The sequence below is a fragment of the Mycetocola sp. TRD_SC_2 genome, assembly GCF_055361225.1.
The window spans coordinates 1,993,341-2,006,640 of the sequence record NZ_CM143954.1 but is presented as its reverse complement, the minus strand read 5'-3'; the positions used below and the strand labels follow the sequence as shown (position 1 = coordinate 2,006,640).

General features: G+C 66.8%; 10 protein-coding genes. 4 read left to right on the top strand and 6 right to left on the bottom strand.

The features are described from left to right. Positions 1-38: 38 nt before the first annotated feature. Positions 39-1,067 (bottom strand): endonuclease/exonuclease/phosphatase family protein, encoded by a 1,029-nt coding sequence (locus tag ACWA1Q_RS09645; protein ID WP_463756959.1) that lies wholly within the window; start codon positions 1,065-1,067, stop codon positions 39-41. A 72-nt stretch (positions 1,068-1,139) separates the two neighbouring features. Between ACWA1Q_RS09645 and ACWA1Q_RS09640 the strand changes: the two genes are divergently transcribed. Continuing rightward, positions 1,140-2,015, top strand: coding sequence for a PHP domain-containing protein (locus ACWA1Q_RS09640; RefSeq protein ID WP_463756957.1), 876 nt, complete (start codon positions 1,140-1,142; stop codon positions 2,013-2,015). 156 nt (positions 2,016-2,171) lie between these two features. Here ACWA1Q_RS09640 and ACWA1Q_RS09635 read toward each other — a convergent pair whose 3' ends face one another. After that, positions 2,172-3,614 (bottom strand): DEAD/DEAH box helicase, encoded by a 1,443-nt coding sequence (locus tag ACWA1Q_RS09635; protein ID WP_463756955.1) that lies wholly within the window; start codon positions 3,612-3,614, stop codon positions 2,172-2,174. Between the two features lie 118 nt (positions 3,615-3,732). Between ACWA1Q_RS09635 and ACWA1Q_RS09630 the strand changes: the two genes are divergently transcribed. After that, on the top strand, positions 3,733-4,449 hold the full coding sequence (locus tag ACWA1Q_RS09630; protein WP_463756953.1) for a ferritin-like fold-containing protein: 717 nt from the start codon (positions 3,733-3,735) through the stop codon (positions 4,447-4,449). 13 nt (positions 4,450-4,462) lie between these two features. On the opposite strand, the gene ACWA1Q_RS09625 is transcribed toward ACWA1Q_RS09630, so the two are convergent. The 3 genes from ACWA1Q_RS09625 to ACWA1Q_RS09615 form a co-directional block, all read right to left on the bottom strand. Beyond that, positions 4,463-4,864 (bottom strand): type II toxin-antitoxin system VapC family toxin, encoded by a 402-nt coding sequence (locus tag ACWA1Q_RS09625; RefSeq protein ID WP_463756952.1) that lies wholly within the window; start codon positions 4,862-4,864, stop codon positions 4,463-4,465. Positions 4,865-4,929: 65 nt separating this feature from the next. Continuing rightward, the gene (locus ACWA1Q_RS09620) at positions 4,930-5,217 is read right to left on the bottom strand and encodes a hypothetical protein (protein WP_463756950.1); all 288 of its coding nucleotides are present in this window, start codon (positions 5,215-5,217) and stop codon (positions 4,930-4,932) included. Positions 5,218-5,227: 10 nt separating this feature from the next. Next, positions 5,228-5,452: a DUF3107 domain-containing protein gene (locus tag ACWA1Q_RS09615; RefSeq protein ID WP_463756948.1), complete on the bottom strand. Its 225-nt coding sequence runs from the start codon at positions 5,450-5,452 to the stop codon at positions 5,228-5,230. Positions 5,453-5,589: 137 nt separating this feature from the next. On the opposite strand from ACWA1Q_RS09615, the gene ACWA1Q_RS09610 reads away from it, so the two are divergent. Next, the gene (locus ACWA1Q_RS09610) at positions 5,590-8,739 is read left to right on the top strand and encodes a PD-(D/E)XK nuclease family protein (RefSeq protein ID WP_463756947.1); all 3,150 of its coding nucleotides are present in this window, start codon (positions 5,590-5,592) and stop codon (positions 8,737-8,739) included. Next, positions 8,736-12,011: an ATP-dependent DNA helicase gene (locus tag ACWA1Q_RS09605; protein ID WP_463756946.1), complete on the top strand. Its 3,276-nt coding sequence runs from the start codon at positions 8,736-8,738 to the stop codon at positions 12,009-12,011. Before ACWA1Q_RS09610 ends, ACWA1Q_RS09605 begins: the two co-directional genes overlap by 4 nt. Here ACWA1Q_RS09605 and ACWA1Q_RS09600 read toward each other — a convergent pair. Beyond that, positions 11,915-13,279: a phosphotransferase gene (locus ACWA1Q_RS09600; protein ID WP_463756944.1), complete on the bottom strand. Its 1,365-nt coding sequence runs from the start codon at positions 13,277-13,279 to the stop codon at positions 11,915-11,917. The two genes, ACWA1Q_RS09605 and ACWA1Q_RS09600, sit on opposite strands and share 97 nt — an antisense overlap. Positions 13,280-13,300 lie beyond the last annotated feature (21 nt).

Below are 13,300 nucleotides of genomic sequence, written 5' to 3'. Positions count from 1 at the left end.
GCTCCCATTGTCCCACCGATCGGCGGTGTCGGCCCGGATCAGCCTGTCGGGGCCGCCCGGCTGAGCTGGACGAGCACGGGGCGGTGATCGCTCCCGCTGTCGTCTGTTTCGGTGATCACCCTCATGCCGGTCACAGCCCAGTCCGGCGTTGCCATAACGTGGTCGATCGGTGCACCGACGAGGGCCGGGATGCCGGTCGGCCACGTTCCGACCGCACCGTTGCCTGAGGCTTCCCCCGCGTCGACGCACTCGCCGAGCGTCGCAGCATCCGTTGCGCCGAGCCCCGCCATGTTGTCGAGCGTGGCGTTGAAATCTCCGGCCATGATGACGCTGCCGCCTGCACACTGCTCGGCAAGCCAGCTCAGGTCGTTCCGCCAGTTCTCCATCTGTCCCGTGATGGGAGCGACGGCGTGCGCCGCGATGAAGGTGGGGCCCTCACCGTTCACGGGCTCGACGATGATCGTCGGGAGCACGGTGGTGTTCTCCTCGCGTTCCTCGTTGCTCGTGACCTTGACGTAGTCACCGAGATCCGGGCTGATCAGAACGGTGGTCGACCTGGCGGGGGAGATCTGGTCGAACCACTCGGTCAGTACCCACATCGGGCGGCCGAGGTCACGCATCCGCTCGGCGATCTCGATCCCGGTCTCCTGCGTGGTTTCTGGAAGCGAGAGAACGTCAGCGCCGGAGTCCACCGCAAGCTGGGCGACGGCATCCGCCCCTGGCGCGTCGCCGAGGGTGTTCCAGCTGAGCACGGTGATGGAGTCCGGCGTCTTCTCGGCGAACGCTGTGTCGCCCAGCCCGCGATTCACGGTGATGGCCGCGTTCGCGCCGGCGAAGACGAGCAGCAGGAGCACGATCGTTCCGGCGAAGGCACGGAGTGGGCGGGCAAGCGCGAGGAGGGCGAACACAATGGCCGCGAGGACCGCTGCGACGATGACGAGCGATCGCATCGAGGCGATCTGAGCGATGATCCACGTGGTCTGCAGGCCGAAGAATTGCGGCCAGGTCAGCACGAGGAGAAGTACGGCGACCGCAACGGTGGCGAGAGCGCCGAGGACTTTGAGCATGGTCCAGCAAGACTATCGACTCGCAACTGGGAGGAGGCCGGAAACACGCGCCCTCGGCCATACACTGTGAGGATGCCAGCTCGACCCCTCTTCACCGGGCCCGCGGACCTGCACACGCACTCCCGGGTGTCCGACGGCACGCAGTCACCGTCCCGCGTGATCCGTGAAGCGGCGGCAGCCGGGCTGGGAGTCGTAGCGCTGACCGACCACGACTCGACGGCCGGCTGGCAGGAGGCATCCGTCGCCGCGACCGAGGCGGGCATCACGCTCATTCCCGGCATGGAATTCAGTGCGCGGCTCGGTTACAGAAGCGTGCACCTTCTGGCATACCTCTTCGACCCGGACAACGGTGACCTCAACACCGAGACCGCGCGGATCCGCGAGTCGCGGCTGCGGCGTGCCGAATCGATCGTGCAGAAGATTGCGGCCGACTACAGCCTGAGCTGGGACGACGTCGTCGCACAGACCACTCCGGGAGCCACGGTGGGGCGGCCGCACATCGCCGACGCCCTCGTCGCTCGTGGACACGTGCCCACTCGGTCGGAGGCGTTCGCCGGCATCCTGCACCCCCGCACCGGGTACTACCTGCCGCACTATGCCCCCGACCCGCTCAAGGCGGTGCGGCTGGTGAAGGCAGCGGGGGGAGTGCCCGTGATCGCGCACCCGGCAACTCGCGGGCGTGACGCCATGATCAGCGAGAGGGAGCTCGGGCAACTCGTCGACGCCGGCCTGTTCGGGCTCGAGATCGACCACCGCGAGAACACCGAGGACGGCAAGGTTAGACTCCGCGAACTCGCGGAGCGGTTCGACCTCGTGCTCACCGGATCGAGCGACTACCACGGTGAGGGAAAACCCAACCGGCTGGGCGAGAACACCACCCCGGATGCCGTCGTGCAGGCAATCATCGACGCCGGCACGGGGTCGCAGCCGACGTATCCGTCACACTGACACGCTGCTCGGTCGGTAATGGCGGTACGCACCGCCGCTCGGTCACGTGCGGCTGAAAAACTCGAGAATCCTCGACCAAAACTGACCGAGCAACGCGCGTGCGCAGCGAAAAGGCCCGCTCGAACCGAGGTTCGGGCGGGCCTTTGCTGTGTCGGACTACTCCGGGCGGTTCGTGCGACGGCGGGTGCGGCTGCGGCGACGCGGCGCGCTGTTTCCGTCGTGGTGCTCTGGGCCCTGACCGTCGTGCGTGCCAGCGGCGACGACCGGTGTCTCGTCGCGCGGAGCATCCGTCGACGGGGTGCGCGTGCGGCCACGACCGCGCGACGAGTCACGCGATCCACCGTCGGTCCGAGAGCGTCCACCGTCGCGGGATCCGCTCTCACGCGCACCGCGGCTCGGGGGAGCCACGATCGACGTGGGACGGAGGCGACCCTTGGTGCCCTCAGGAATGTCGAGGTCGGTGAACAGATGAGGGCTCGACGAGTACGTCTCGGTCGGCTCTGGCTGTCCGAAGTCGAGCGCCTTGTTGATGAGCGCCCACTTGTGCAGGTCGTCCCAGTCCACGAAAGTCACGGCGATACCGGTCTTGCCTGCGCGGCCGGTGCGGCCGACGCGGTGCAGGTACGTCTTCTCATCCTCGGGGATGGTGTGGTTGATCACGTGGGTGACGTCGTTGACGTCGATTCCGCGAGCAGCGACATCCGTGGCGATGAGAACGTCCTTCTTGCCCGCCTTGAACGCAGCCATCGCTCGCTCACGCTGCTCCTGGCCGAGGTCGCCGTGCACCGCAGCCGCGTTGAAGCCGCGATCGGTGAGCTCTTCGACGAGCTTGGCGGCCGAACGCTTCGTGCGCGTGAAGATGACGGTCTTGCCGCGGCCTTCTGACTGAAGGATGCGGGCGATGACCTCGTCCTTGTCCATGTTGTGCGCGCGGTAGACGAGGTGCTTGATGTTGGCCTGCATGAGGCCCTCATCGGGGTCAGAGGCACGGATGTGAATCGGCTTCGACATGAAGCGGCGTGCGAGGGCGACGATCGGGCCGGGCATGGTCGCCGAGAACAGCATTGTGTGCCGGTCCGTCGGGGTCTTGGAGAAAAGCTTCTCGATGTCGGCGAGGAAGCCGAGGTCGAGCATCTTGTCAGCCTCGTCGAGCACCATTTCGCGCACGTTCGACAGGTCGAGCAGGCGCTGATTGTTGAGGTCGATCAGGCGGCCGGGGGTTCCGACGACGACCTGAGCGCCAGCCTTGAGCTGTTCGATCTGGCCCTCATACGCCTTGCCGCCATAGATCGAAACGATCTTCGTGGGGCGGTTCGACGCTGCCAGTTCGATGTCCTCGGTCACCTGGACGCAGAGTTCGCGGGTCGGGACGACGATGAGCGCGACGACGCCGGGAGCCGGGTCGTTTCCGATGCGCTGCAGAACGGGCAGGCCGAAACCGAAGGTCTTGCCGGTTCCGGTCTTCGCCTGTCCGATGATGTCCTGGCCGTCAAGGGCGAGGGGGATGGTCTGTTCCTGAATGGGGAAGGGTTCGAGGATGCCCTTTGTTGCGAGAGCGTCTGCTATGTCCTGGTCGACGCCGAGATCCGTAAAAGTCACGTGTGTGCTTGCCTGTCAATGCATATAAGCGGTCTACGCCCTGCATATTTTTGAGGCGTAGCGTCCCGATCCGATGCCGGGGACAAGGCCTAGCCTACCGAACATCTACACTGGAGCCGTGGTTTCATGGTTTAGCGCGTCCAGGTCCCGAGCACCGCTCCCGCGCCTTCGCGTCCGAGCGGGCACGATTGAGGCCACCAAGGTGGACTTCGCCGAACTCGCCCCTGACACGTCCAGCTACCTTGGGCAGGTCGCGTACCTGCAGCTGTGCTTCTTCCAGTCGATTTCGAACATCAGCGCTACGTCCAAGGATCTCGACGCCACCCAGACGCTGTCTGCCGCCGCTGGTTTCGCCCTGGCCAAGCACCAGGGGCTCGTCGCCGAGATCCGCCGTCGCGGTGAAGACCCGACCGAGGTGATGGCGCCGTTCGTGCCAGGGATCGATCGATTCCTCGAGCTGACGCGCGGAGCATCCGTCAACGAAAGCTTGCTGACCCTGTACATCACGCAGGGATTCCTCGACGACTTCTTCATCCGGCTCTCGGACGGTCTGCCCTCTGAGATCGGCTCCCGGTACGCAAGCCTTCTCGGTGCGGATTCCGGTTCAGCCGGCATCGTGGACCTGCTGACGGATGCCATCGCTGTCGACCCGAAACGCGCCCACTTCTTCGCGATGTGCGGCAGGCGGCTCGTCGGAGACACCCTTCTTCTCGCTCAGTCGGCACTGAACCTCGAAGGTCACAGCAAATCCGACGAAGAGCGGATCGAGCCGGTGTTCACCGAACTCATCGCGACCCACACCCGCCGGATGGATGCACTCGGGCTGACGGCCTGACTCGTCGAGGCGGCTACCTCGTTGTGAGGGCGTCGACGGACGCGACCGCGACGCGCCCGGAGAGCCGGTGCGCCAGTTCGGCGTCGAGCGTGATGAATGCATCCGCCTGCAGCTGGGCCAGCGCGACATATTCCGCCTGATACGTCGAAGCCCACCCGAACTCATCGGCAATTCGCCAGGCGTGGCGTCTCAGCACGGAATCGCCGAGAATCCTGATCTTCACGCTCGCGATGCGAGCGAGCCTGCCCTGGGCGGTTCTTGCGTCAAGGTCCCCGGCGGCCACGGACTCGTGCAGGAGCGACAGCGTCTGTGAGCGGATCAGCGTCGGGGCGAGCAGCTCATGTTCGACTGCGATCTGCGTGTCGGCCGCTGCCAGATGAAGGAGAACGCCGGCGTCGATCACGAACCTCGTCATCGCAACCTCCGTTGGTCGATGACAGACTATCCAGCTCCGCCGCGTGCGGCCAGAGGTAAGCCGCGTCAGCCTCCGAGCGCGACCAGTCGCTTCTGGTCGGAAACCTTGCGCGAGCGGCCGAGAGTCACATCAACGATCGCTGCGACCACGAGAGCTGCGACGAGGGTGACGGCCCAGATCCAGCCGCCGTCCCATGCCCAGCCGAGCCAGGTGAGCCCGACCCAGACGATCGCCGCGACGATTCCGCCGACAGCGGGGATCAGTGCGACGCCGTGGGTGCCGCGCCACGGCAATGCGTAATGAACACCCAGGCCTGCGGCGATGCCGAACAGGATGATGAAAAGGAGTTCCACAGAGGGATCCTTAGCCGACGAAACCGATACGGCGGGTCTCTTCGCTGCCGATTTCGACGTAAGCGAGCCCGGCGGACGGAACGATGTACAGGCGGCCCTTGTCATCGGCGAGGGTGAAGTAGCTCTTGTCCGAGCCCAGCGCGTCAGAGATCGTCTGTTCGATCTCGGTGGCGGTCTGTGCGGACTCGAAGCTGAGCTCGCGCCCGCTGTTGGTAATACCGATTCGGATCTCCACGTAAAGCACCTTTCCTTGCGTTACCAGCAACATTACGGCAGTTGCTCCACCCGTCTCGACCGCCGGCGAGCGCCGAGAGCGAACAGGGGCGGCACGGCATCCCGGCAGTGTCGGTGGCGCCCGGTAGCTTGACTGTCGTGGCGATACGCGGATTTCAGAGCACACGACGTGTGACGGTGGCAGGAGAACTGCTGGTTCCGGATGCTTCGCAGCAGGCGGTCCTGGACGTCGCGGACGGTGCGAGCGCGGCGGTCAGCGGGGCACCAGGCACAGGCAAGACGTCGACGGTGGTTGAGCTCGTTGCCGAGCGCATTCTCGCCCGCGGGTACAGCCCTGCCGAGGTGCTCGTTCTCGCCCCCAATCGCCGCGCCGCCGCAGCGCTTCGTGATCGGCTCGCGCTGCGAGTCGGCGTCCCGACCGAAGGCCCGCTCGCCCGCACCCTCAGTTCCGTCGCGTTCTCGATCGTCAGCGCGCGGGCTTCCCTCGAGGGCAGGGAGCAGCCCCGGCTTCTGACCGGCGCCGAGCAGGACACAGTCATTGCGGAACTCCTCGCCTGGCACGAAACCGACGGCAGCGGGCCGGACTGGCCCGAACCGCTCGTTGCCGATGTGCGCCGCCTCAAGGGTTTCCGGACCGAGTTGCGCGAGCTCATGATGCGAACCGTCGAGGCAGGCCTGCGCCCGGAGTCTCTCGCGAGGCTCGGCCGTCAGCACGGGCGACCCGAATGGGTCGCAGCTGCCCGGTTCATCGCCGAGTACGAGGGAGTGGTCGACAGCTTCGGTGGTGACTATCTGGACTCGGCCGAGATCGTCGCTCAGGCGACAACCGAGATTTCGCGAGGCTTCGGTCTCGAATCGCTGCGCCTCGTCGTGATCGATGACTTCCAGGAGCAGGGGCCGTCTGCGCTCGCTCTTCTGCGCGCCCTGGCCCGCCGGGGTGTCGCTGTCGTCGCATTCGGAGATCCGGATGTCACGTCGAGCACCTTCAGGGGATCCGATCCGGCGGCACTCGCCAGCCTGGGGAGTGCGCTCGGCGTCCCGGTGGAGCGGCACACGCTCTCCACGTCGTACCGTCATGGCGACGACATCCGTTCGCTTGTCCGGCAGGTGACCGAGCGGGTAGGCACAGCGGGGGCGATCGCGCACCGCAGCGCTCTGGCAGTCGAGCGTGACGAGTTCACCATTGATCAGGTGCCCGCCATCGTGCGCCTTGAGGCCACGTCGACAGCCGCCGAGCACCAGCAGATCGCCCGAGTGCTACGCGAACACCACTTGTTCGGGAACATCCCGTGGTCGCGCCTGGCCGTGATCGTCCGGTCGGGCGCAACGATTCCGGTTCTCGCGCGTGCGCTCGCGCTCGCCGAGGTTCCAGCGGCGGCCCCGGCAGGAGGCCGCACCATCCGGGCCGAGTATGCCTCCGCCCAGCTGATCTCCGCAGTCGCGTTCGTGCTCGGCCGCACCGAGCCCTCGGCAGAACTGGCCACATCGCTTCTGACCGGGCCTCTGTGCGGCCTCGATGGAATCTCGCTGCGGCGGATCCGCCGCGCGCTCCGGCACGAAGAGCTGGCGGGTGCCGGCACCCGATCAGGAGATGACCTCCTCGTCGATGCGCTCGAGCAGCCAGGGCGTTTCACGACCATTGACTCCGCAGCGGCACGGGCAGCGGGGAGGTTCGCCAGGACACTCGCAGAGGCCCGGGGAGCCGCTGACGCCGGAGCGAGCATCGAAGAACTGCTCTGGCTGTTCTGGGAACGCAGTTCCCTCGCCTCGACCTGGTCGGCGCAGGCGCTCGGATCCGGTCTCGCCGCCGACGAAGCGAACCGCAACCTCGACAGCGTCATGGCGCTGTTCACCGCCGCGAAGCGGTTCGTCGAAAGACACCCGGCCGAGCCCGCGGGCCGGTTCGTCGACGAAATCCTCGCGTCCGAAGTACCCGAGGATTCCCTCACCCCGCAGTCGGCGGCAGACGCTGTCTTTCTCGGAACCCCGAGCTCGGTCGTCGGGAGCGAGTTCGACGTCGTCGTGGTCGCCGGACTGCAGGACGGAGCCTGGCCCAACCCGCAGTTGCGGGGATCGTTGCTCTACCCGCATCACCTCAGCCAGCTCGCCGCCGGGCTCCCGGTCGCCGACCTCGACGCCAGGGCCGAGGTCCTGTCCGATGAATTGCGGATGTTCGCTCTCGCGATCTCGAGGGCACGAACGCAGGTCGTGCTCTCGGCTACGGTCAACGACGACGAGCAGCCGTCAGCCTTTCTCCGCTTCCCGGCCATCCGGGCGGTCGAGCCTGTGCGCCGTGCCGACGGTGAGCATCCGCTGTCTCTCCGGGGCATGGTCGGAAGCCTGCGCAGACGGCTGGTCACGTCGGGTGACCCGCACGCGGCATCGGCTCTCGCCCGCCTCGCCGCCGAGGGAGTGCCCGGAGCGGACCCGGAGGAGTGGTACGGCCTGCTCGAACCGTCGACGACAGCTCCGCTGGTCGACCTGACCGACCCGGAGTCGGTTGTGCCGGTGTCTCCGTCCAAACTCGAGACGTTCGAGAAGTCCGGCCTCGCCTGGTTCATCGACACCATGGCGGCAGCGCCGTCAGGACTCGCCGCCGGTATTGGCACGGTCGTGCATGCTGCCATGGAGAAGGCGGGCCGGATACCTGCGGCTGAACTCACCGACGACGACGTCAGCGTCGAACGGCTCTGGCAACACATCGACGAACACTGGTCCGAACTGTATTTCGAAGCGCCATGGCTCGCGGAGCGGCAGCGCCGGCTCACTTACCGGCTGGTCGAGGGACTGTCCGACTACCTCACCGACTTCCATCGGGCAGGAAGCGAGGCCATCGGCGCGGAGGGAAAGTTCAGCGTGACGCTCGGCCAGGTGCGGCTATCTGGGACCATCGACCGCGTCGAGCGGCTTCCCAGCGGAGAAATCGTGATCGTCGACCTGAAGACAGGCAAGACGGCTCCGTCGAAATCGAAGGTCGACGAGAACCCGCAGCTCGGCGGGTACCAGCTCGCGCTCGCGGCAGGGGCGATCGAGGGGACGACTCCGGACGACCCGTCAGGAGGAGCAACCCTGCTGTATGTTTCCGGTGGTACCCGCGGCAAGAACTACAAGGTGCTGGCCCAGCAGCCCATGACCGACGACGAGCGAGACGCGTTCACCACGAGGGTCGTCACCGCCGGCCATGGCATGGCCGCCGCAGAGTTCACCGGCAACCCGAATCTCGACGAACGGGACCCGAAGGCAGATCCGATGTACCGCATTCACCTTGTCGCGGCGGTGAGTGCATGACCGGCGTCACTCTGTCTGCACGCGACATCGCCGAGAAGCTCGGCCTTCCCCAGCCCACGGCCGAGCAGGTCGCCGTGATCGAGGCCGACCTGAGCCCGGCGCTCGTCGTCGCGGGTGCCGGCAGTGGCAAGACCGAGACCATGGCCAACCGCATCGTCTGGCTTCTCGCGAACGGCAAAGTACGCGTGCCCGAGATCCTCGGCCTGACCTTCACCCGCAAGGCCGCAGGAGAACTGGCCGAGCGCGTCGGCAAACGGATCGGTCAGTTGCAGGATCTTCAGCGAGAGGAGAACCCGAGCCTCGGCATCGATGTGCTCGAGGCGCCCACGATCGCCACCTACAACTCGTTCGCAAGCGGACTTTTCCGTGAGTATGCCCGGCTCATCGGGCGCGAACCGGACGCGACAGTCATCACCGAGGCGTCGGCATGGCGCCTGGCCCGGCAGATCGTCGTCGACAGCGCAGACGATCGCCTCGTTGGCATCGACAAGAGTGTCGATCAGGTGACGGCAGCAGTGGTCGCGCTCAGCCACGCGCTCAGCGACAACGATGCCACCGGCCGCACCGATGACATCCGTTCGTTCGCGGCGGATTTCCTCCGCCTCGGCGAGCTTCCCCTCCACGACGGCTCGTCAACGAAACGCGTGCCGTACAAGTCGGTGACCGACGCGGTCGCCGACATCGGCTCTCTCGGGCTGATCCTCGACCTCGCCGAACGATTCGCGGCCGAAAAGCAGCGTCTTGGTTTCGTCGAGTTCAGCGACCAGGTCGCCCTGGCACTCGAGATCTGCCGCCGCGTGCCGCGAGTGGTGGAGGAGTACCGCTCACGCTTCGGGGTCATCATTCTCGATGAGTACCAGGACACCTCGGTCGTGCAAACCGATCTACTCTCGCGCCTCTTCGCCGGGCACGCGGTCATGGCTGTCGGTGACCCCAACCAGTCCATTTACGGCTGGCGCGGCGCGAGCGCTGCGAACCTCGCCCGCTTCTCCGCCGACTTCGCACCGGCCGGCACGGCAGATGCGTTTGCGCTGTCGACGAGCTGGCGAAACTCGGGTCGGGTGCTCGACGCCGCCAACGCCATCGTGGGGCCGCTCCCTGCGACTCCGGGCGTGCCCGTGCGTCGTCTGGCCAGCGCACCGCACGCTGGCCCCGGCGACATCTCCGTCGTCTTCGCCGAGACGGTCGTCGAGGAGGCAGACGCCGTCGCACGCTGGCTCGCCACCGAAATCACCCGCGAGTCGGCCAGGGGCGGGCAGCGAAGCGCCGCACTCCTCTGCCGCTCCCTTAAGAAGGTCGACGTCTTCACCGAGGCGCTCCGGCGCAATAACGTTCCCTTCCACATCCTCGGCGTCGCGGGATTGCTCGAGCAGCCCGTCGTCGTCGACCTCGTCGCTGCCCTCCGGGTTCTCCACGACCCGACAGCGGGCTCAGAACTGGTGCGGCTTCTCACTGGCGCCCGATGGCGCATCGGGCCGCGTGACATCAAGGCGCTCAGTGGCCTGGCCCGGTGGCTCGCCGATCGAGACCTGTCCCAGCGGCTCATCGCCGAAGACGTCCGCGAGAAGATCGCAGCCTCGGCGGCCCACGACGACGGCAAATCCATCGTCGATGCCCTCGACTTCCTTCAGACCGCACCGGCGAACCACACGGCGCTCCGCGAATTCAGCGCCGAAGGCATCCGTCGGATGCGACTCGTTGCCCGTCAACTCGCCGCTCTCCGCCGGCGCTCCGGTCTGGACCTGTACGACCTCGTGAACCTCGTGGTGCAGGAACTCCTGCTCGACATCGAGGTCGCTGCGAACGACCAGAACCCGCTCGGACAAGCGAGTCTCGACGCGTTTTCGGAGCAGATTGCCTCGTACCTCGCCGTCGATGAGGGTGGCACCCTCGGGCCGTTCCTGTCGTGGCTGGCCGAGGCGGAACGCCGCGAGAATCTCAGTCCGCGCGGTGAAGACCCCGAGCCCGGAACCGTGCAGATCCTCACGATCCACGGCTCGAAGGGGCTCGAATGGGACAGCGTCGCCGTCCCGCGCATGGTTCGCGACGAACTTCCCGGCACCCTCCGCAGCAAGCGGGGCTGGACCGCATTCGGTGAGCTCCCGTACGAGTTCCGCGGTGACCGCGCCGAGCTGCCGACCCTCGCCTGGCGTTCGGCGTCCACGCAGAGCGACTTCGACGCCGCCTACGCCGCGTTCGGCGACGGGCTCGAGGACCGCAACGCGGCAGAGCAGCGGCGGCTCGCCTACGTCGCTGTCACCCGTGCGAAAGACGCACTCCTCGCGAGCGGCTCATTCTGGGCAACCCAGTCGAAGCCGCGCGGGCCAGGTCGATTCCTCCAGGAGATCGTCGCCGCTGTGCCGTCGAGCTGTGACGGGCTGCCCGACGAGTCACAGTTCGAGGAGAACCCGCTCGCCGACGTCCAGAACGAGGTGTCCTGGCCGCTCGACCCGCTCGGGGCACGCGCACCAACCGTCGTGGCGGCGGCCGATGCCGTCCGCAGCGCCGACCCGACCCTGCCGACCGTCTGGTCGAATGACATCGCGCTGCTCCTCGCCGAACGCGAGGCCCGGCTCTCCTCCGACGAATACGTGGCGATGCCCGACCGGGTGCCGGCCTCCCGGTTCAAGGAATTCGTCACGGATGCCCCGGGGCTGGCCACCCGCATGCGCCGTCCTCTCCCGGAACGGCCCTACCGCCAGACCCGCCTCGGCACCCTGTTCCACAGTTGGGTCGAGCAGCGCTCCGGCATCGCAGGCGGGCAGGAGTCGCTCGACTCCAGCCTTCTGGAGCAGGACCTGGACGATGCATCAGGCACGCTGCTGCCCCTCGAGCAACGTGAACTCGAGGAGCTTTCGGTCCTGCAGCGCACCTTTGAAGCCTCCGAGTGGGCGAACCTTCGCCCGGTCGAGGTCGAGCGGGAAATCAATTTTGTGCTCGGCGAGCAGATCATCATCTGCAAGCTCGACGCCGTCTACGAACGCTATGGGCGCTACCAGATCGTGGACTGGAAAACGGGAAAAGCGCCGAAGACCGCTGCCGAGCTCGAGGAGCGACAGTATCAGCTCGCGCTGTACCGCCTCGCGTTCGCCCAGTGGAAGAACGTGCCGACTGAGCTCATCGACGCTGTGTTCTACTACGTCACCGACGACCGGGTGATCCGCCCGGCGACTCTCTACTCGGCCGAAGAGTTGGGCCGGCGCTGGGTCAGGGGAGTGACCTCACCGGACTCGGCCAGCTCGAGTGCCGAGAAGTCGAGTTCGGCGGTATAGCCCGCGTCTCCCCGGTCGCCCCGAGCGGCGATGATGTCGGACGCGGCGTCCTCGGACGAGACGACGTTGATCGGTCCGGTCTCGACCGCATCCGGGTGAGCATCGCGCTTCCCGGCGACGGCAGGGCCTTTTGCCGCACCACGCTCACCGTGCTCACCGGAGGTGTCATCGTCTGAGACGTTGGCGTCGGCCTCGTCGTCGACACGCTCGGCATCCCGTCCGAATACCGCCTCGAGCTCGGAGCGGTCGTAGCTGTCGGTCTGCATACCGATGCCGGTGGAACCTGCCGGTGCGCTCGACTGGGGCGTGCGGCTCAGCATGTCCTCGACATCTGAGACGGCGAGGATCGGGCCGGTGGTGTTGGAGAGCGGATTCATGAGATCGCCAAGTACATGGTCGACAAGTCCGTCGAGCAACCCGACCGCGTCGTCGATGATCGTCTGATCCCTCGCGTCGACCCCGTGCAGGAGCCAGCGGGCGAGCTCAAGTTCGGCGTGGAGCATCGACCGCTGAACGAGCAGCCGATCTGGTGACCGTGTCGCAGACGACCGGTAGGCGGCGAGTACGCTCTCCGCTGCTTCTCCCGCTCCGCTGAGCCAGTGCAGGTCGCGAGCGGGGTCACCGACGCGGAGTGAACCCCAGCCGAGGACACCGGTGACGATCGGACCGACATCGTGGTCGGTGAGGATGAACGAGTCGGCGCTGAGCGATCCATGGATCACGGTCGGCTGGAACTGCCACAGGCCGTCATCGGCGGCAGCATCCGTCCACCGCTTGCGGACCGCGGTCGGCAACAGTCGCGTCGACGCTGCGCGTTCGATGACACTGCGCGCTTCGTTCCGGCATTCCTCGGCGGTGAGGTGAGGCAGCCCGACCTCGGCGACGAACGAACCGGGGAGGGTGTGGATGGCCGCGATCGCGGCGCCGATCGACGTCGCGGCGCCGTCACCGGCGGGAATGTCCGTGGCCTCCACGTTGTAGCCGGGCAGGTAGTTGTAGACCACCACGCGTGTTCCTCGCGTCGAGCCCTGGCCGACGACGCTGGGTACATCGAACGGGAGACGGCTGCGGATGCCCGCGGTCATGGCCTGAAGGGCGATGAGCTCCACCGACTGCTCGCTCGCGGCGCGCTCGTTCGCGGGAACCCGAACCACCAGTTCGCGGTTGTCTCCGGTGCGGAGCAGCGCTGAGTCGAAGTCCCCGGTCGTCCCATGTCCGAACGGACCTGCGCCGAGGATCTGCAGGTCCGCGACAGCTGAAGTAGCCAACGCGGCTAGAGTTAGATGCGA

Excerpts from the sequence above, each read along its gene's own strand:
- ACWA1Q_RS09640 (WP_463756957.1), top strand. The coding sequence starts at position 1,140 with ATGCCAGCTCGACCCCTCTTCACCGGGCCCGCGGACCTGCACACGCAC.
- ACWA1Q_RS09625 (WP_463756952.1), bottom strand. The coding sequence starts at position 4,864 with ATGACGAGGTTCGTGATCGACGCCGGCGTTCTCCTTCATCTGGCAGCG.
- ACWA1Q_RS09605 (WP_463756946.1), top strand. The coding sequence starts at position 8,736 with ATGACCGGCGTCACTCTGTCTGCACGCGACATCGCCGAGAAGCTCGGC.
- ACWA1Q_RS09645 (WP_463756959.1), bottom strand. The coding sequence starts at position 1,067 with ATGCTCAAAGTCCTCGGCGCTCTCGCCACCGTTGCGGTCGCCGTACTT.